Genomic DNA, 18,738 nt, shown 5'->3' with positions numbered 1-18,738 from the left:
CCATGTTCACCGGTATTATTGAAGCAACAGGAACGCTCAGTTCCTTGACCTTAGTTGATGGCGATTTAAAAGTGCGCGTACACAGCGACAATCTCGATATGAGTGATGTAGCGCTAGGCGACAGTATTGCTACCAATGGCGTGTGCCTGACCGTGACTGAAAAGTTCGCTGATGGTTACAGCGCCGATGTCTCAAAAGAGACCTTATCGTTAACGCGCTTTGCTCACTATCAACGTGGTCAGCGCGTGAACTTAGAAAAAGCGCAACAGCCAATTTCGCGCTTGGGTGGTCACCTTGTTTCCGGTCATGTTGATGGCATCGCTGAAGTGGTGAAAGTGACCCCAAATGCACGGGCGATTGAATATTGGCTCGAAGCGCCTGAATCGTTAATGAAATACATTCCGTATAAAGGCTCGGTGTGCATTGATGGTGCAAGTCTAACCGTGAACGACATTAACGCTAACCAGTTTAAATTGACGATTGTGCCGCACACCTTGGCGCAAACCACCATTGCCGAATTTCAAGTTGGCACTAAGGTTAATTTAGAAGTTGACCAAATAGCGCGTTATTTAGAACGCCTTATTCAAGGAGCTCAAGCTCCGAAGCAAGAATCATCTGTATCCGAGAGCTTGTTGGTACAAGCCGGATTCATCAAATAACACATAATGGGCAAGATATGAGTTTGAATACTGCAGCTGAGATCATCGAAGACATTAAAAATGGCAAAATGGTCATCTTGATGGACGATGAAGATCGTGAAAACGAAGGTGATTTAATTATTGCTGCTGAGCACATCAGTGCCGACGCGATTAACTTTATGGCCACCTATGGCCGCGGCCTCATTTGTTTAACCCTTACTCAGGAGCGTTGTGAACAGTTAGCGCTTCCACTGATGGTTAAAAATAACGGTGCGCAGTTCTCTACTAACTTCACTATGTCGATTGAAGCTGCAAAGGGCGTGACTACCGGTATCTCTGCAGCTGACCGGGCGCGCACAGTACAAGCCGCTGTAGCAAAAGGTGCAGTGCCAGAAGATATCGTGCAGCCGGGTCACATCTTCCCAATTATGGCACAGCCAGGTGGTATTCTAACTCGTGCAGGACACACCGAAGCAGGTTGTGATTTAGCGCGTCTAGCAGGGCTTGAGCCTTCATCTGTGATTGTTGAAATCTTAAACCCAGATGGCACCATGGCGCGTCGTCCTGAATTGGAAGTGTTCGCCAAAGAGCATGGCCTAAAAATGGGCACCATCGCGGATCTAATTGAGTACCGCAACCTTAACGAAACCACGATTGAAAAAGTAGCGCAATGTAAATTGCCAACCGAGCATGGTGAGTTTGACTTGGTGACCTACAAAGACACTATCGACGGCCAATTACACTACGCCCTAGTCAAAGGTGATATTACTGACCCAACGCTTGTGCGTGTACATTTGCAAAGCACCTTCAACGATATTCTATTATCAGACCGCGGTGCTGACCGCAGCTGGACGCTGTCAAATGCAATGGCCTATATTGCGAAAAATGACGGTGTGTTGGTTATCCTTGGCAAACAAGAATGCAGCGAAGATATCGAAGCGATGGTCAAAGCGTTTGCCTTGGAAGATGAAGGTAAACCAGCAAACCATAGAAAGATTCAAGGTACTTCGCGTACCGTAGGTATTGGCTCACAAATTTTGGCTGATTTAGGTATTACTAAAATGCGCCTGATGAGCATGCCGAAGAAGTATCATGCGTTATCAGGCTTCCACCTAGAAGTAGTGGATTACGTACAGCCTGAGTAAAACCAATTGCAGTAGGTAAATGCAATTGTGATACAGCTATTTTTTTAAAGTTATGCTATGATGCGCGGCAATTTTGCGATATTCGTATTTCGCCCCGCATCACGCGTTGGCAATATCAATTAAGGTTTATAGATGAAAATTATTGAAGGTAACAAGTTTGCACCGGGCAAAAAATTTGCCATCGTGATTTCGCGTTTTAATGACTTCATTGGCAGCAGCTTACTTGATGGTGCGGTGGATGAATTGAAGCGCACTGGTAATGTAAATGATGATGACATCACTGTTGTTTACGTTCCTGGCGCAGTCGAGTTACCCCTTGTCGCTAAGCGCATTGCAGCGAAAGGCGAGTTTGATGCGATTATCGCTCTTGGCGTGATCATCCGTGGTGGAACACCACACTTTGATCTTGTTGCAGGCGAATCAAACAAAGGTCTTGCACAAGTATCGCTAGAGTATGATGTACCGGTTGCATTTGGTGTTCTTACCACTGAAAGCATCGAGCAAGCGATTGAGCGTGCAGGTACAAAAATGGGTAACAAAGGTGGCGAAGCTGCTCTAAGTGCCCTAGAAATGGTTAATGTTTTAGACAAAATTTAAGGGTTCACAGTGAAACCAGCAGCAAGACGCAAAGCACGCGTATTGGCACTACAAGCCGTTTACTCATGGCAAATGAGCGGTAATCCAATTGCCGATATCGAGCAAAACATGTTGATCGAAAACGACGTATCTAAAGTAGACGTTGAGTATTTCAAAGATCTGGCTCGAGGCGTTGCCGTTAACTTTAAACAGTTAGATACGGTGCTCGCTCCGCACCTTACTCGCCCATACGAAGACATCGATATGGTTGAGAAGGCTATTTTGCGTCTGAGCGCGTATGAGCTTAAGTTCCGCGAAGATGTGCCTTATAAGGTAGCAATCAACGAAGGCATCGAATTAGCAAAAACATTCGGTGCTGACGACAGCCACAAGTTCGTTAACGGCGTTCTTGATAAGGCCGTAAAGGAACTACGAAGCTAAGCTCTAAAACAAGGAGAGCCGGCCAAGGCCGGCTTTTTTGTGTATGCAAGAATTTGAATTGATAAATAGATATTTCAAAGGCCGCGGCATTACTCGTCGCGATGTGAATCTCGGTATTGGGGATGACTGTGCACTGGTGACTATTCCTGAGAATAGCCAACTGGCAGTCACAACAGACACTATGGTCTGTGGCGTTCACTTCTTTGAAGATATTTCTCCGCGAGCTCTAGGGCATCGCGCGATTGCAGTAAACCTAAGTGATTTGGCAGCGATGGGTGCTGAGCCTGCGTGGGTGTCAGTGGCATTAACGTTGCCACATGCAGATATGCAGTGGCTGGAAGAGTTTACCGCGGGAATGCACGAAATCGCAGAGTACTTCAATGTACAAATTATTGGTGGCGATACCACTCAAGGTCCTTTGACGGTTACCGTATGTGCCAAAGGCACAGTACCAAAAGGCAAAGCGATCACTCGAGGTGGCGCGAAACCGGGTGACTGGATTTACGTCACAGGCCCACTGGGTGATGCTGGTCTGGCTGTGGAAGCACGTAAGCAAGGCTTAGATATTGCTCCTGAGTGGTTAAAGAAGCTAACTCATAAACTTGAATATCCGACGCCGCGTGTTGCTGCGGGTCAAGTGTTGCGTGGTTATGCCAGCTCAGCAATTGATATTTCCGACGGCTTACTGGCTGATTTGAAGCATATCTTGGAAATGTCACAAGTCAGTGCCACAGTGTACGCAGATAAAATTCCGACAACGGAAGCGTTTCGCCAAAGCATTGAAGGTGAGGCAAAGTGGCCTTACGTACTTGCCTACGGCGATGATTATGAGCTGCTTTATACTGTGCCAGAAAACCACAAGGCAATGCTAGATAACAAGCTTAGCCAATACGGTATCGATGCTGTGTGTATTGGCCAAATTCGTGGTGGTGATGGCAAAATTGAGTTGTTCGAAGGGGATAAAAAGCTTGAAGCCCCAGGCCTTGGTTTCGAACACTTTGTTGGGGATGAAACGTGTTAGTAATGGCTGAAACATTTAACTTACGTCGTCCTCATCAGTTACTTGGTCTTGGTTTTGGCTTAGGCTTAAGCCCAAAAGCTCCGGGAACTGTTGGTACGTTTGCAGCACTGCCATTTATTTTTATGAGTATGGGTGCACCGATTTGGATGCAATTGGTTTTCGCATTGCTGCTATGCTTTGTTGGCGTATGGGCATGTGGTAAAACCGCGGAAGATTTGGGCGTGCACGATCACCCAGCTATTGTTTGGGATGAAGTAGCAGGTTTTTACATCACCATGATAGGCGCGGCGATTAGTTGGCAAACCTTGGTGGTGGGATTTATCTTATTTCGCTTTTTTGATATTGCCAAGCCAGGACCAATTCGCATGCTCGATAAGCGCTTGCATGGTGGTTTGGGGATCATGGCTGATGATATTTTAGCGGGTGTGTGCTCTCTTATTTGCCTACAAGCGTTAATTAAAGTAGGTTATTTGCCTGGAATATAAGATTTGAACATGGGTGTGACATTGCAGCGGTTTATTCAGTCACTCTTACTGATGTGTGCAACCTTGGTAACCTTTGGTGCGTCTGCATCAATCACTGACTATGTTGTTAAACAATGGAACACCCGTAATGGCTTGCCGTCGCAATCTCTCAAAAGCGTCACGCAAGACAATAAAGGTTATATCTGGGTAGGCACCCAGTTTGGCCTTAGCCGTTTTGACGGCGAACACTTCACCAATTTCAACGAACAAAATAGCAACTTTCTTAGCAGTAATGCCATCAATAAACTCCTAATTGATAAAGAAGGCTTGCTGTGGATCGGCACTAAAAAAGGGGTTTCTGTCCTCGACCCTGATTCCATGAACTACTTCCAATTTGGCATTAGTGATCCGGTACGCGATATTCTCCAAGACGATAAGGGTAACATTTGGGTTGCTGCCAATGAGCTTTTCTACATTGAGCGTAATCAAATCGCATTTCACCTCGATGAAGATCAACGCCGCCGTAGTGGTCGTATTCAAAGCCGATTGACGGCTATCAACCAGATTTCAGTAAGCAAAATGGCCTTGTCGCCACAAGGGGTGTGGTTAGTCAGTGAGAACTACTTACTGCGCTTGTCTAACATGTCTTCGTCGTCATCGCGTTTGCGATTAAAAATCACTGCACGGGTGACGTTACCAGAGCGCTTAGCTCAGACAATTATCCACGACCTCGCATGGCTTGAAGGCACGCTTTATCTTGCCTCTGAATTAGGTGCTTATTTCCTCGATATTGATGATGAACTGCGTCCGTTTGCGTTGCCGAATGCGAGTAATGCTGCTGTATACAAGTTTATGAGTGACTCAGACGGTGCCCTGTGGATTTCAACCTATGGTCGTCTGTTGTATCGCGATAACTCACAAGAGTGGCAGTGGGTAGAGCCATCAGCACTGGACCAAAGTATCTGGTTTTCAGATATCTACCGTGATGACCAAAACAACATCTGGCTGGCGAGCTTCAGTGAAGGCTTGTGGCTTGCGCACGCAGGTCGAGTAGAGCGTCATAATGCGCTGTCGAGCATGACTGAAGCGGTCATGGCCATTACCTTATCTCCTAACGGTCAGCTGTGGGTTGCCAATCGCTCGGGTATTGGTTATTTCGACCAAGACAATAATTTCATTAATCGTATTCCGCGCACCAAGTTACGCCGCAGTGCGGTGCATGACTTGCACTTTGTGGGCGATCGCTTATACATCGCCACTGACCGCGGGGTGCTGTATTTTGAAAATGAAGAACTCTTTAATATCGACGCTCGTGAGCTGCGACTCAACCCAGTGTTTGCGATCAGTGAAGCTAAGTCTGGTGGCTTGTGGTTCGGTACAGGTCGCGGTATGTATCGCATGGGTTATAACGGCCTAACGCCGTTTAACTACAATGCGGTAATGGACTCTAAATTTATCACCTTCGTGTTGGATAAAGGCAATTATGGCCTGATTGGTACCAGCCAAGGTGGTTATATTTTCTCTGATAAAGGTATTGAACGCATTGGTGACAATACCACGCTGCAAAGCGCCTATGTAACCAGCATTCTCGAAGTTGATGGTGTGGGCACTTTGGTAGGCTCCCTCAACGATGGTCTATTTTATCGTAGTGTGAATGGTCGTTGGCACCAGTTGGATGTATCCAATGGCCTGCCTTATGGCTCTATTTTCAGTTTGCATTACGATGATGATTTAAAGCGCATTTGGGTCAGCACCATGAAAGGCGTGTATCGAATGCCGGTGGAGCAATTTTCCGATCAAATTGGGAACTTGCAAGTCGAACAGGTTATTTCATCCTATGACCGTCAACTTGACGGTAAAGCTAGCCAATGTTGTGCAGGTTTAGGCCATGATGCGGTAGCAGATAACGGCACGTCTATCTGGTATCCAAGTCTACAAGGTGTTGTCGAAATACCTAAAAGCGTTGAGTTGTTTGGTCAAGATGCTTTATCGCCGCAAGTTGAGAGTATCGCTACCCCAAGACGTACCTTGTTTACGGGGGGCTTGGGTATCAACCCGAGACTAGAAACAGACGAACGCGATGTCACCATTAATTACACTGCGATTGATTTCTACGCGCCTGCTGAAGTGGAGTTTCGTTATCAATTGGCAGGGTTAGACAGCGATTGGCGTTATGCTAATAACCGTCGCGAGGCGATTTACACCAATTTACCGCCTGGGCCGTTTACCTTTAAGTTGGAAGCCAAGCGTACCAGTGGTAATTGGGAAGAGGCTAGCAGCACCCAATATGCTTTCACAGTACCAAAACGATTCGACGAAACCGTGTATTTCCGTCTACTCATCGTATCGTGCATCTTTTTGGCCTTCTACCTATTGCTGTGGGTGTTTAGAGCACAAGAACGCCGTAAACAAGCCGCACTGGAAAGCTTAGTAGAAGAGCGAACCATTGAACTACGTGATGCCAACGACAAGCTCAACCAAGTGAACTCGCAATTGAAATTGGTGAGTCATTCAGATGAATTGACCGGACTGCGCAGCCGTCGTTTCCTCTTTGATCAGCTACCAAAAGACATTGAGCACTACCAACGCAACGCCGAATCTTTGCAAAAGCAAGGTCGTGCTTTGGTGTTGGTGATTGTAAATATCGACAATTTCTCGCGCATTAATGATGCTTATGGCCCGCTTAGCGGTGACAGCTGTTTGCAACAGCTCGCGACATTACTGAACTCTTGTACGCAAGGTTCTGACTATGTGGCACGTTGGAGTGGTGATGAATTCTTACTCTTGCTGCGTGACTTTGAACTAAACCAAGTGAACCAGTTCTCGCGCAACTTGTGTAAATCTATTGCCCAGAAGGCTTTCCAGCTACCAAATGGTAAGTCGATGAATATCAGCGCTTCTATAGGTTGGTCTTGTTATCCTATGCCTTTGCTCGGTGGCCAAGTGATAGGTTGGGAAACTTCCGTGAACCTTGCTGACATCGCCTTGCATCAGGTTAAAAAGCGTGGTGGTGACGGTTGTGCACATATTAACTTTGACGATCAGCTTGATGCGTTTGAGTTTGAGCAAAGTGAAAACCTTGATGAGCAAATTGCGACCTTACAAAGTAACGGCCTAGCCGATATCAAAATCTGGATGCGCTAAACTCGCTTCGGTGACTGTGGCGCAACCGAGTAACTAAAATTAATCCTCTTTATTTGCAGTACGTAAATTGAACTACACTGAATTCTATGTCGTTTTACTAAGCGACTCATAATTCAGTTAAAAGCGAGAATAAAGAGGGTGCCATGACTATAAAAGCGCTACTAAGAACAGCGTTTGCGATCATCACGCTGATAGCAGTTATATTGTTGTTGGTGGTATTAAACTTACGAACGAGTTTAGACAGTAGCTTCGACTCTTCCTCTTTTCGCTACCAATCAAGTCACTTAGCCAAACTATCAGCGACCAACTCCACCAACTTAACAATCAATGCGCGCCAATATGTGGCTACGCTTGATAGCCAGTATCTTGATAAATATAACCATATTGTTGATCAAATTACGGGAAAAGCTCCTGCGTTGGATGGTCGTTCTATGGCTTATCTTGACCGCCTTAAAGAGATCAATGTGCCGGGTGATTTACTGCGCTACCTCGAGCAATCCAATGATTACTCCATCGCTTTGATAGGCACCGAGGAGGCAGCATTTGCGTTGATCAAACCATTTGCAGGGAAGGAAATAGAAGACCTGACCCAACAAGAGCAACAAGACTGGATGAACGCGATTCACATGTTGCACGATGATGCTTATGAGCGTGAAGTCGCGAAAATTATGGCTCCGGTGAATACCTTTATCGAACGTTTGGATGAGCTATCGACACAACAACTGCTTGAGGTGCAATCGAGCGTTGCCCGTCAAAGTGTCTTGAGTATCGCAGCGGTATTTATCATCGTAGCGCTATTGGTCATGTGTTATTTCTGGCTCGAAAAGAGGGTGATAAATGTCACTATTGAACTTGTTGCCAAAGCCCAGCGTATCGCAGCTGGGGATTTAACCCAGAGGATCAACACCCAAAGTCAGGATGAGTTGGCGCAGCTGGGCAATGCATTTGATGAGATGGTAGAGAAACTTGCGAGTTTGCTGCGTAACATTCAAGCGCAATCTCGTGCTGCGGCAGATGCAGCAACGCAGCTAAATGGTATTTCGCAGCAAAGTTCATCGTTGAGCCATAAGCAAAATGAGGCCATTGATGTTATTGCGACATCGGTGCATGAAAACCTTTTTGCCGTGCAAGAGGTCGCAAAGAACTGTACGAATGCCGCTAATGCGGCGCAAGGTGCCCATGAAAACACAGCTTCGGCGCAAAGCATCGTTTCCACTAGTGTGCAGTCGGTGCAAAATGTCGCCAGCACGCTTAATACAGCGACGCAAAGCCTCACGCAACTGCATGATTCCGTAAAAGATGTAACTGATATTCTCTCAGTAATTGATGGCATCGCTGAGCAAACTAACTTGCTTGCGCTCAACGCGGCGATTGAAGCTGCTCGAGCAGGCGAACAAGGGCGTGGATTTGCTGTGGTGGCAGATGAGGTGCGGAATTTGGCGAAGCGATCACAGCAAGCTACCGAAGAAATTCAGCAAAAACTCAGCGTATTACAACGCTTTACCAGCCAAGTTTCTGATGATATTAATTCCAGCAGTGATGACACTAACATGGCGGTGGAGCGCTCTGCACAGGTGAGCGAATCCTTGCATGAAATTGAGTCGTTGGTAACCAATATCAATGAAATGAATCAGTCCATTGCCACCGCTGCTGAAGAGCAGGAGCAGGTTTCGCAGGATATTGCGCAACGGGTAGAGAGCATTCGCCAAGATGCGCAAGAGTCGAGTGAACTCAATACACAGGTCGCGCACTCATCTGATGAACTCAATGGCATTGCCGCGAAGCTCACCAGTGAAGTAAATCGTTTTAATTTATGAATTAAAAAAAGGAGCCTAAGGCTCCTTTTTTTAAACTAACGAATCGTTTACTTAGCGAGCCATTCTTTCACTTGGCGTTCAATACCGGCACTGTCTAAACCAAGCTCTGCATGCATTTCTTGTTGTGTACCGTGTTTAATGAATACGTCTGGCAGGCCTAAATGCAGCACAGGTGTTGTGCGCTTTTGTTGACTTAAATATTCAGTCACTGCCGAACCAGCACCACCTGCTATCACGTTATCTTCTAGGGTGACGAGGTTGTCGTGCGTCGCAATAAGCTCTTCAATCAAAGCGGTATCGATAGGTTTCACAAAACGCATGTCAACCAAGGTCGCATCTAACGCTTCAGCTGCAGGTTCTGCGTACTCAAGCAAAGTACCAAAGGATAAAATGGCTGTCCCTTTACCTTGGCGCAGCACACGACCTTTACCAATTTCAAGCATCTGCATTTGCGCGTCTAATGCACCTTCGCCAGCGCTACCACGTGGGTATCTCACCGCCGCTGGCTTATCCAGTTTATGGCCTGTATAGAGCATGTTACGGCATTCATTGGCATTGGCTGGCGCCATAATCACCATATTAGGAATGCAGCGTAAGAAGCTCAAATCATATGTACCTTGGTGTGTTTCACCGTCAGCACCGACAACACCAGCACGGTCAATGGCGAACAACACAGGTAATTCTTGCAGGGCGACATCATGAATAAGCTGGTCATAGGCACGTTGCAAAAATGATGAGTAAATTGCCACTACAGGGTTTAGACCTTCACAAGCAAAACCGGCAGCTAATGTCACCGCATGCTGCTCAGCGATAGCAACATCAAAATACTGGCTTGGGTACTCTTTGGAAAAGCGCACCATGCCCGAACCTTCTCGCATCGCAGGAGTAATGGCCATTAAGTCAGCGTCTTGTGACGCCATATCACATAGCCAATCACCGAACACTTTAGAGAAGGTTGGCGCGCCAGGTTTCGACTTAGGCAATTTACTTTCAGTTGGGTCAAACTTAGGCACTGCATGATAGCCAATTGGGTCCGCCTCAGCGGGCTTATAGCCTTTACCTTTTTGCGTTTTAATGTGTAACAGCTGCGGGCCTTTTAAGTTACGCATATTGCGTAATGTGTCGACCAGCATGTTGACATCATGACCGTCGATTGGACCTATGTAATTAAAGCCAAGCTCTTCGAAGAAGGTACCCGGGATCACCATACCTTTGAGGTGTTCTTCCATGCGACTGGCAAGTTCTTTTACTGGCGGTAAACCAGAAAGTAACTTCTTAGAGCCTTCGCGAATATTGGTATAAAAACTACCAGAAAGAATACGCGCAAAGTGATTGTTCAAAGCACCGACGTTCTCCGAAATCGACATTTCATTGTCATTGAGAATAACCAGCATGTCTGATTTCACATCACCTGCGTGGTTCATTGCCTCAAATGCCATTCCAGCAGTAATAGCGCCATCGCCAATAACGGCAACGGTTTTGCGTCCTTTACCTTCTTTCTCGGCGGCAATTGCCATACCTAAAGCTGCGGAAATAGAGGTGCTTGAGTGACCAACACTAAAGGTGTCGTATTCACTTTCACCGCGATACGGGAAAGGGTGTAGTCCGTCTTTTTGACGAATGGTGTGCATCTTGTCACGGCGACCGGTGATCAATTTGTGCGGGTACGCCTGATGGCCCACATCCCACACGACACGGTCGAAAGGAGTGTTATACACGTAGTGCAACGCAACAGTAAGCTCCACAGTACCAAGACCTGAGGCGAAGTGGCCACTGCTTTGTGATACGGAGTTGAGTAGGTAATCCCGCAATTCATAGCTGAACGCGCCGAGCTTTTGCTGCTCCAAATCGCGTAGTTGTGCAGGCTCGTCGACCTGAGTTAAGAGGGGATACTTGCTACTATCCAAATTCATGCGTTTACTTATCCTTCACTGCGATGGCACGAGTATAACAAATCGGGCACGGCCATCTGTAGTAATTTTTAGAACTTAGGGTGCACTCATGTGCGATTTGTGTCGCTATGAGAAGCTTTGCTGTTAGCACTCACATGTGTTGAGCGAGTATGTACTTACAGCAATCAGTTATATATTAATGATCGCGAGCGATAACGTACCGTGCAAGCTGTTGCAAAATGGCGGTATCGTAAGGCAGTGCATCCAGCGCACTGATGGCGTCATCATACAGTTGTTGTAGTTTTTGTTTGGCACCATCTAACCCCAACAGAGCTGGATAGGTTGCTTTATTCGCCGCCAAATCAGAACCCTGAGGCTTACCCAATGTTTGCGTATCGCCTTCAATATCCAAAATGTCGTCTTGCACTTGAAACGCTAAACCAATGGCTTTGCCGTAACTATCTAACGCCTGTTTAGTTGTTTGTTCTACGTTCGGCGCGCATAAATAGCCCAGTTCAATCGCGCAGCTAAGCAGCGCTCCTGTCTTTGCTTTGTGTATTTGTTCAAGCTCATTGAGCGATATGGTTTTGCCCGTGGCTTCGATGTCGAGCGCTTGGCCACCGACCATACCTAGCAAACCCGAAGCTTTACTCAATGCGTTGACTAGTTTTAATTGTGCGCGGGCATCGATGCTAAATTCGGCACCACTGAGCAGTTCAAAGGCGATGGTTTGTAATGTATCACCGGCTAAAATTGCATGGGCCTCATCATAGGCGATGTGGCAAGTAGGGCGACCCCGGCGAAGCTCGTCGTCATCCATGGCCGGTAAATCATCATGCACTAAGGAATAACTGTGAATACATTCAATTGCTGCTGCGGCTTTATCGAGATCCGCTTTGTTAGCACCCAACATATTGCCAACGCAATATACAAGGAAGGGACGTAGTCGTTTTCCGCCGTTTTGAACACTGTATTGGGTTGCAGCTAGGATGCGAGCTTGTGCCGCGCTTTGGGTCGCAAAATAATGTTCCAGTGTCGTGACAACATCGTCTTGTGCTTGCGCTAACGCATTTTTTAATTCCACTGGTAACACTACTCTTGGTCATCCATTGGTGTTAATTCAGCATTGAGATCATTGCTCATCAGCATGCTGACTTTTTGTTGTGCAGAATCTAGTTTCTGCGCAGAGACATTGGCTAGCGATATGCCGCGTTCGAACTGCTTAAGTGAGTGCTCTAAAGGCATATCACCTTGTTCCATTTCGGTGACGATTTGGCTCAGTTCGTTGATTGCGTCCTCAAAACTGAGGTTTTCTGGTTTTTTTTGGGCCATTGCCTTTACGCTCGTTACTGATTTATAAGAGCGCCAATTTTAGGGGTATTGTGCATTTTGGTCAAAGTGCACGAGATAATTTCACTGCAAAGCAGCTTAAGACTGCTAATTTTATTAAAACAACTAAAGTCTACTAACGCTATTAATGTTAGATTAAGCTTTAAAAAATGATTCAAGTAATTCAGCAAGTTGCCGATAGCTTAAGAGTATTTATAATAACGACAGAATTTTAGGCACCAAAGCATACGCTTGTCTTGAGGTGCACTAAAGCAGTGACAGTGGGTGGAGGACGTGTGGATTTAGCAACCATAATAGGTATTCTCGGGGCAATCGGCTTCGTTGTGATGGCTATGGTACTCGGTGGAGACATTAGTATCTTCGTTGATACGCAGTCCATACTTATCGTTTTCGCCGGTTCACTGTTTGTTGTATTAGCCAACTTCACCATGGGCCAGTTTTTTGCCATAGGTAAAGTCGCGGCAAAAGCCTTCATGTTTAAAATTGAATCACCAGATGAATTGATCGAGAAAGCAGTTGAACTGGCTGACTCTGCTCGTAAAGGTGGCTTCCTTGCTTTAGAAGAAGCAGAAATCTCGAACAAATTTATGCGCAAAGGCATCGATATGTTGGTTGATGGCCACGATGCAGACGTAGTGCGCGCAACGTTGCAAAAAGACATAGCGTTGACGACGACTCGCCATGAACAAGGCGCAGGCCTGTTTAAAGCGTTGGGCGATGTTGCTCCAGCGATGGGGATGATTGGTACGCTAATCGGTCTAGTAGCGATGCTCTCGAACATGGATGACCCCAAAGCAATTGGTCCAGCCATGGCGGTTGCGCTTCTTACTACATTATATGGTGCATTCTTAGCGAACGTTGTTGCCATTCCAATTCAATCTAAACTCGAACTGCGCAAAGGCGAAGAAGAGCTGAATCAGCGTCTTATTCTGGATGCTATTTTAGGTATCCAAGACGGTCAAAACCCGAAAGTAATTGAAGGTATCTTGAAGAACTATCTGGCTGAGTCTAAGCGCCAGGTTGATACCGAGGAGTAGGTATGTCGGATGAGGAAAAGTGTAAATGTCCTCCCCCCGGGCTACCGGCTTGGATGGGGACATTTGCTGACTTAATGTCACTACTGATGTGTTTCTTCGTACTGCTTCTGGCTTTCTCAGAGATGGATGTGCTTAAGTTTAAGCAAATAGCGGGTTCGATGAAGTTCGCATTCGGTGTGCAAAATAAACTCGAAGTAAAAGACATTCCCAAAGGTACCAGCGTTATTGCGATGGAATTCAAACCGGGTCGCCCTGATCCGACGCCGATTGAAACAATCCAACAGCAAACTGTAGAAATGACTCAGCAAATGCTTGAGTTTCAAGCTGGGGAAGAAGACTCTGCAGGTGGTCGTCAAGAACAACGGGGCGAGCAGCGTGGTGGTGAGTCTGCCAGTACCGCAGAAGAACAGTCTCAGCAACAAGCCATTGCCGCCGCTGACCAAGAGCGCGTAAACGATCTCGTGAAGAAAATTGCGCAGCAACTTGAGCAACAAATCATTGATGGCGCGATTGAACTTGAATCACTTGGTCAACAGATCATTATTCGTATTCGCGAAAATGGCTCTTTCCCCTCAGGGAGTGCGTTTTTACAGCCGAAATTTAAGCCTATCGTGCAAGAAATCGCTGTGTTATTAAAAGACGTGCCGGGTGAGATCACTGTGTCCGGTCACACCGATGATTTCCAAGTATCGAACGAGCTCTACACCAATAACTGGGATCTCAGTGCCAAGCGTGCTGTTGCGGTTGCCAGTGAAATGCAAAAGGTAGATGGGTTTGATAAAACGAGGATGGTTGTCGTAGGGCATGCAGATACGCGACCACTCGTCCCCAATGAAACTGACGATGATCGTAAGCGCAATCGTCGCGTTGAGATCTCCATCATGCAGGGTAAGGCCAAAGAGTCTGAACCTATTGAAGTCGTTCAGTAATACAGTTCTCATCTCGGTGTGCACTCGCGTACACCGAGCTTTAATCTTCTTTCATCACGCGCGAAATTACACTACACTGTCGTTACTGTATGGATAAACAGTTGTTGTGCTATGAAGCTATATATTGCAGAAAAACCTTCTTTAGGGCGTGCCATTGCCGCGGCCCTGCCAAAACCCCACAATAAAAAAGAGGGTTACATTGAACTTGGTAATGGCGATTGCGTGACCTGGTGCATCGGCCATTTGCTCGAACAAGCTGAACCCGACGATTACGATGCAGCTTATAAAAAGTGGCAATTGCAGCATCTGCCTATTATTCCTGCGCAGTGGCAGTTGAAAGCAAAAAGCAAAACTCGCAAACAACTCTCCTTAGTTAAAAAGTTGATCAAGCAAGCTTCGCAACTCGTGCATGCTGGTGATCCAGATAGAGAAGGGCAGCTACTTGTTGATGAAGTCATTTCTCAAGCAAATATAAGTGCGGCTAAAAAGCAAAGTATCCAAAGACTGCTGATCAGTGATTTAAACTTACCGGCAGTGAAAAAAGCATTATCGCAGTTGCGCGCCAATGCTGATTTTATCCCTTTGAGTGTATCGGCGTTGGCTCGCTCCCGTGCAGATTGGCTATTTGGTATGAATTTGACCCGGGCTTACACCCTTGCGGGGCAAAAAGGGGGATATCAAGGTGTGTTGTCGGTAGGACGCGTGCAAACCCCTGTGCTAGGCCTAGTGGTAGCGCGTGATAAGGAAATAAATGAGTTTGTAAGCAAACCTTTTTATGAAGTTGAAGCCTTGATGCGCACCCAAAATCAACAAGGCTTTACATTAAAATGGCAACCGAGTGAAGCGTGTCAGCCTTATCAAGATGACCAAGGCCGAGTGCTCGTTAAAGCTCTTGCTGATAACGTGATTTCACGTATCACTGGTCAACAAGGAACGGTCACTGATGTTAAGCGAGCTGAGAAAAAAGAACAGGTAGCCCTTCCTTATAACCTGTCTGCTCTGCAAATTGATGCGGCGAAACGTTTTGGGCTTGCCGCGAAAGTGGTGCTCGACACCTGTCAAAGCCTGTATGAGAAACATACCTTAATTACCTATCCGCGCTCGGATAATCGTTACCTGCCTAACGACCATTTTTCCCAAGCGAAAAACATTATTGATAGTGTTGTTGCTAATGGTGTGTTTACTCAAGAACAGCTGAGCACGGTTAACACCACCAAGAAAGTACGCTGTTTTAATGATACTAAGGTTGCTGCGCACCATGCCATTGTACCGACCAACAAAAAGACTTCAGCACAATTAACTAGCACAGAGCGTCAGATTTATGAGCTCATTTGTCGCCAATATGTGATGCAGTTTATGCCAGCTTATCGTTATAACCAGACCGACGTAGAAGTCGATATTGCAGGTGGAAAATTTACCACCAAAGCCAAAGAAGAAATTGAACTTGGCTACAAAGTATTGCTGCCCAAAAAGGAAGACAAAGAAGTACAAGCATTGCCAACCTTGGTAGTTGGCGAGCAGGTATTGTGTGAAGATGCACGCCGACTTGATAAAAACACTACGCCTCCAGCACATTTTACCGATGCCACTATTTTGTCAGCAATGACGGCAATTAGTCGTTATGTGAAAGATAAAGACATACGTAAAGTGCTACGCGAAACAGACGGCCTTGGTACCGAAGCGACACGCGCGAGTATTATCGAGCTGTTATTTAAGCGTGGCTTTTTAGCGCGAAATGGTAAATCGATAATTGCAACCGACGCGGGCGTGGCGCTGATTAATGCACTTCCAGAAACACTATCGACCCCAGATATGACCGCGCACTGGGAAATGGCGCTGGCGCAAATAGCAGAAAAGCAGCTGAAGTATGAAGACTTTATGCAGCCATTATTGGGGCAGTTAGGTTCGTTAATTGAAGAAGCAAAAACCTGCGACAGTCGCCAGTTTGCGCATATCAAAAGTCAGGTGAAGAGAAAGTTTAAAGGCGCGAGAAGAAAAAGCCCGCGCCCGAAAAGTACTAAAGCGTCAGTTTAGTCGTTAAACAAAGCGACAGCGGCATTACTCATTGCGCTAACACCGGTTGGGATCGCCTTTTGGTAATCAGGTGCGAACTTGCTTGAATGCAATGAAGGCAATTGTGTATTGTTCGCCATTGCATCGTTGTAAGTGTCAGGATTAACGCCACCTAACCAAAATAAGGTGATAGGCAGGTTGTCCTCGGTGCGCCCGAACAAACCAAAGTCTTCGCCAGCCATTACTGGCTCAGTCAACTCAACATTACTTTCACCAATTGCTGCTTTAATTGCAGAGGTTACGCGCGCTGTTTGTTCAGGATTATTATAGGTAGAGGGAATAGACTCGCCCTCATGAACGACCACCTCTGGGTAAAGTGACTCTTCCAAACCTGCACTTGCGGCAATACCGGCAGTAATGCGCTTAATGGCAGCGATTTGCTGTTCGCGTACCGCAGGGTTATAGCTACGCAATGTGAGTTGCAGCTTTACTTCGTTTGAAATCACATTGTGTTTAGAACCGCCGTGGATAGAGCCCACTGTGACCACCGAGGGCTCCAGTGGCGATAGCTCACGGCTAGTAATAGTTTGCAATGCCAGCACGATACGTGATGCGATGACTACGGGGTCAATAGTTGTGTGAGGATATGCGCCATGTCCGCCTTTACCTTTTACATGGATATCCACTGAATCAACGCTCGCCATGGTGTATTCAGGCTTAAGTGCCACTTTGCCAGCGGGAACACTGGCGCTCACATGCAGAGCGATTATGTGATCAGGCTTTGCGAATTTATCGAATAGCCCTTCTTTAAGCATTGCTTTTGCACCTGCACCCACTTCTTCAGCTGGTTGGGCAACCATCATCAATGTACCTTGCCATTTATCTTTGTTGGCAACTAAGTGTTGTGCTGTGCCAATAAAGCTGGTCATGTGAATATCATGACCACAGCCGTGCATAACGCCTACTTGTGCACCTTCTTTATTAGTCACAGTTACTTTCGACGCATACGGTACGCCTGTTTCTTCAGTAATGGGTAAGCCATCAGTATCGGTGCGGATCATCACAGTTGGTCCATCGCCGTTTTTCATGATACCAACAACACCGTAACCGCCGACTTCATCCGTTACGCTAAAACCAAGCTTTTTAAGCTGTTTAGCGATTTTTTTGCCGGTTTCTTTCTCAGAGAAAGAAAGCTCAGGAGATTGATGTAAGTCGAGGTAGATTTTCTCGAGTTCAGGGAGGCTTTCTTTTACATCGATATTTGCATGGACTGGGACAGTAGCAGCCAGCACAATCGCGGTACCGACCATTGTCATTTTATGTAGAAATCCCATAATAATCCTTAAGACTTGTAATAATTAGCTTTGCCTCCATATCAAAGCGTAATTCTAAATAGATGGCAACTTAACCATGACGAACAAAATTCAAGTAACCGCTGAAAACATCCAGCAGGTATTAGGACAAACATCAGAAGAGAATATCGTTGCCCTAAGCTTTTTCTCTGCACAGAGCCCTGAGTGCCAAGATCAGGCACGTATTCTTGATGGCTTAGCACAGCAGTATCAACAGAATCTTGTGGTGGCAATGCTCGATTGCGATCAGCAACAAGCACTTGCCGCCCAGCTTGCTCAGCAAATTGGTTTGCAAGCATTACCTACATTGGTCATTCTCAAAGGCGGCGCGCCTGTCGATATGCTACCAGGACCGCAAAGTGAGCAAAAAATTAAAGAAGCACTGCAAAAGCACCTGCCACAACCACAAGATGCATTATTACAACAGGCAAAAGAAGCCTTAGCGGCCGAAAACCTCAATGAAGCGTTTAAATATGCAAAACAGGCTTATGAGATTGATGCGACCAACTCACGCATTAAACTTGTACTTGCGGATATCTGTATTCAAATTCATCGCCTAGAAGATGCTAAAGCATTAATTGAAACTATCGCACTTGCGGAGCAAGACGCATACTTCAACAACATCAAAGCAAAATTGGAACTAGCAGAGCAAGCACAAGACTCTCCAGAGATCAGAGCGTTGCAACAAGCCGTGGAACAAGACCCAACAAACCTCGAAAACAAAGTTAAGTTATCGGTAGCTCTTAATGAAGCGGGTAGAAAAGAAGAAGCGCTTGAAACATTGTTTACTGTATTAGCGAAAGATCTTAACTTTGGTGAAGCGAAGAAGTTCTATCTAGACATTATTGCCACGCTACCCGAGGGGGATGCAGTAGCCGCGACTTATCGACGCAAACTATACAGCATTCTCTATTAATAG

General features: G+C 46.2%; 16 protein-coding genes. 12 read left to right on the top strand and 4 right to left on the bottom strand.

Annotated features, from left to right (window positions below; translation table 11 throughout):
- Positions 1-2 precede the first annotated feature (2 nt).
- The 8 genes from V1358_RS12660 (at position 3) to V1358_RS12625 (ending at position 9,246) form a co-directional block, all read left to right on the top strand.
- Positions 3-659 carry a riboflavin synthase gene (locus V1358_RS12660; RefSeq protein ID WP_347393761.1) on the top strand — a complete coding sequence of 219 codons (657 nt, stop codon included), beginning with the start codon at positions 3-5 and terminating at the stop codon, positions 657-659.
- A gap of 17 nt (positions 660-676) precedes the next feature.
- The gene (ribBA, locus tag V1358_RS12655) at positions 677-1,783 is read left to right on the top strand and encodes a bifunctional 3,4-dihydroxy-2-butanone-4-phosphate synthase/GTP cyclohydrolase II (RefSeq protein ID WP_347390681.1); all 1,107 of its coding nucleotides are present in this window, start codon (positions 677-679) and stop codon (positions 1,781-1,783) included.
- Between the two features lie 132 nt (positions 1,784-1,915).
- A complete protein-coding gene (gene ribH / locus V1358_RS12650) occupies positions 1,916-2,380 on the top strand; it encodes a 6,7-dimethyl-8-ribityllumazine synthase (RefSeq protein ID WP_347390682.1) in 465 nt (154 codons plus the stop codon).
- 9 nt (positions 2,381-2,389) lie between these two features.
- Positions 2,390-2,800 (top strand): transcription antitermination factor NusB, encoded by a 411-nt coding sequence (gene nusB / locus V1358_RS12645; RefSeq protein WP_347390683.1) that lies wholly within the window; start codon positions 2,390-2,392, stop codon positions 2,798-2,800.
- 43 nt (positions 2,801-2,843) lie between these two features.
- Positions 2,844-3,821, top strand: coding sequence for a thiamine-phosphate kinase (thiL, locus tag V1358_RS12640; RefSeq protein ID WP_347390684.1), 978 nt, complete (start codon positions 2,844-2,846; stop codon positions 3,819-3,821).
- 2 nt (positions 3,822-3,823) lie between these two features.
- On the top strand, positions 3,824-4,306 hold the full coding sequence (locus tag V1358_RS12635) for a phosphatidylglycerophosphatase A family protein (RefSeq protein ID WP_347393760.1): 483 nt from the start codon (positions 3,824-3,826) through the stop codon (positions 4,304-4,306).
- A 9-nt stretch (positions 4,307-4,315) separates the two neighbouring features.
- Positions 4,316-7,429, top strand: coding sequence for a ligand-binding sensor domain-containing diguanylate cyclase (locus tag V1358_RS12630; protein WP_440589894.1), 3,114 nt, complete (start codon positions 4,316-4,318; stop codon positions 7,427-7,429).
- A 143-nt stretch (positions 7,430-7,572) separates the two neighbouring features.
- Entirely contained in the window at positions 7,573-9,246 is a 1,674-nt protein-coding gene (locus V1358_RS12625) for a methyl-accepting chemotaxis protein (protein ID WP_347390686.1), read from the top strand.
- Between the two features lie 47 nt (positions 9,247-9,293).
- On the opposite strand, the gene dxs is transcribed toward V1358_RS12625, so the two are convergent.
- From dxs to V1358_RS12610, 3 genes are all read right to left on the bottom strand, one after another.
- Positions 9,294-11,159: a 1-deoxy-D-xylulose-5-phosphate synthase gene (dxs, locus tag V1358_RS12620; RefSeq protein WP_347393759.1), complete on the bottom strand. Its 1,866-nt coding sequence runs from the start codon at positions 11,157-11,159 to the stop codon at positions 9,294-9,296.
- Between the two features lie 175 nt (positions 11,160-11,334).
- Positions 11,335-12,222: a (2E,6E)-farnesyl diphosphate synthase gene (gene ispA, locus V1358_RS12615; RefSeq protein WP_347393758.1), complete on the bottom strand. Its 888-nt coding sequence runs from the start codon at positions 12,220-12,222 to the stop codon at positions 11,335-11,337.
- 8 nt (positions 12,223-12,230) lie between these two features.
- Complete coding sequence (locus V1358_RS12610) at positions 12,231-12,470, bottom strand: exodeoxyribonuclease VII small subunit (RefSeq protein ID WP_347390689.1); 240 nt, start codon at positions 12,468-12,470, stop codon at positions 12,231-12,233.
- 293 nt (positions 12,471-12,763) lie between these two features.
- Here V1358_RS12610 and pomA point away from each other — a divergent pair, with 293 nt between their 5' ends.
- The 3 genes from pomA (at position 12,764) to V1358_RS12595 (ending at position 16,488) form a co-directional block, all read left to right on the top strand.
- Positions 12,764-13,525: a flagellar motor protein PomA gene (pomA, locus tag V1358_RS12605; protein WP_347390690.1), complete on the top strand. Its 762-nt coding sequence runs from the start codon at positions 12,764-12,766 to the stop codon at positions 13,523-13,525.
- Between the two features lie 2 nt (positions 13,526-13,527).
- A complete protein-coding gene (locus tag V1358_RS12600; protein WP_347390691.1) occupies positions 13,528-14,454 on the top strand; it encodes a flagellar motor protein MotB in 927 nt (308 codons plus the stop codon).
- A gap of 111 nt (positions 14,455-14,565) precedes the next feature.
- Positions 14,566-16,488 (top strand): DNA topoisomerase III, encoded by a 1,923-nt coding sequence (locus V1358_RS12595; protein ID WP_347393757.1) that lies wholly within the window; start codon positions 14,566-14,568, stop codon positions 16,486-16,488.
- On the opposite strand, the gene V1358_RS12590 is transcribed toward V1358_RS12595, so the two are convergent.
- On the bottom strand, positions 16,485-17,801 hold the full coding sequence (locus V1358_RS12590; protein WP_440589893.1) for a M20 metallopeptidase family protein: 1,317 nt from the start codon (positions 17,799-17,801) through the stop codon (positions 16,485-16,487). The genes V1358_RS12595 and V1358_RS12590 overlap by 4 nt on opposite strands.
- Before the next feature lie 76 nt (positions 17,802-17,877).
- On the opposite strand from V1358_RS12590, the gene V1358_RS12585 reads away from it, so the two are divergent.
- Positions 17,878-18,735 carry a tetratricopeptide repeat protein gene (locus V1358_RS12585; RefSeq protein WP_347393756.1) on the top strand — a complete coding sequence of 286 codons (858 nt, stop codon included), beginning with the start codon at positions 17,878-17,880 and terminating at the stop codon, positions 18,733-18,735.
- The last annotated feature ends 3 nt before the right edge of the window (positions 18,736-18,738 follow it).

This window comes from Pseudoalteromonas pernae (genome assembly GCF_039831865.1).
Lineage (GTDB): Bacteria > Pseudomonadota > Gammaproteobacteria > Enterobacterales > Alteromonadaceae > Pseudoalteromonas > Pseudoalteromonas pernae.
The sequence above is the reverse complement of the archived record's forward strand: the minus strand, read 5'-3'. Positions and strand labels throughout refer to the sequence as shown.

Excerpts from the sequence above, each read along its gene's own strand:
- V1358_RS12660 (WP_347393761.1), top strand. The coding sequence starts at position 3 with ATGTTCACCGGTATTATTGAAGCAACAGGAACGCTCAGTTCCTTGACC.
- ribBA (WP_347390681.1), top strand. The coding sequence starts at position 677 with ATGAGTTTGAATACTGCAGCTGAGATCATCGAAGACATTAAAAATGGC.
- ribH (WP_347390682.1), top strand. The coding sequence starts at position 1,916 with ATGAAAATTATTGAAGGTAACAAGTTTGCACCGGGCAAAAAATTTGCC.
- thiL (WP_347390684.1), top strand. The coding sequence starts at position 2,844 with ATGCAAGAATTTGAATTGATAAATAGATATTTCAAAGGCCGCGGCATT.
- V1358_RS12635 (WP_347393760.1), top strand. The coding sequence starts at position 3,824 with ATGGCTGAAACATTTAACTTACGTCGTCCTCATCAGTTACTTGGTCTT.
- V1358_RS12630 (WP_440589894.1), top strand. The coding sequence starts at position 4,316 with ATGGGTGTGACATTGCAGCGGTTTATTCAGTCACTCTTACTGATGTGT.
- V1358_RS12625 (WP_347390686.1), top strand. The coding sequence starts at position 7,573 with ATGACTATAAAAGCGCTACTAAGAACAGCGTTTGCGATCATCACGCTG.
- dxs (WP_347393759.1), bottom strand. The coding sequence starts at position 11,159 with ATGAATTTGGATAGTAGCAAGTATCCCCTCTTAACTCAGGTCGACGAG.
- V1358_RS12610 (WP_347390689.1), bottom strand. The coding sequence starts at position 12,470 with ATGGCCCAAAAAAAACCAGAAAACCTCAGTTTTGAGGACGCAATCAAC.
- V1358_RS12600 (WP_347390691.1), top strand. The coding sequence starts at position 13,528 with ATGTCGGATGAGGAAAAGTGTAAATGTCCTCCCCCCGGGCTACCGGCT.
- V1358_RS12595 (WP_347393757.1), top strand. The coding sequence starts at position 14,566 with ATGAAGCTATATATTGCAGAAAAACCTTCTTTAGGGCGTGCCATTGCC.
- V1358_RS12590 (WP_440589893.1), bottom strand. The coding sequence starts at position 17,801 with ATGGGATTTCTACATAAAATGACAATGGTCGGTACCGCGATTGTGCTG.
- V1358_RS12585 (WP_347393756.1), top strand. The coding sequence starts at position 17,878 with ATGACGAACAAAATTCAAGTAACCGCTGAAAACATCCAGCAGGTATTA.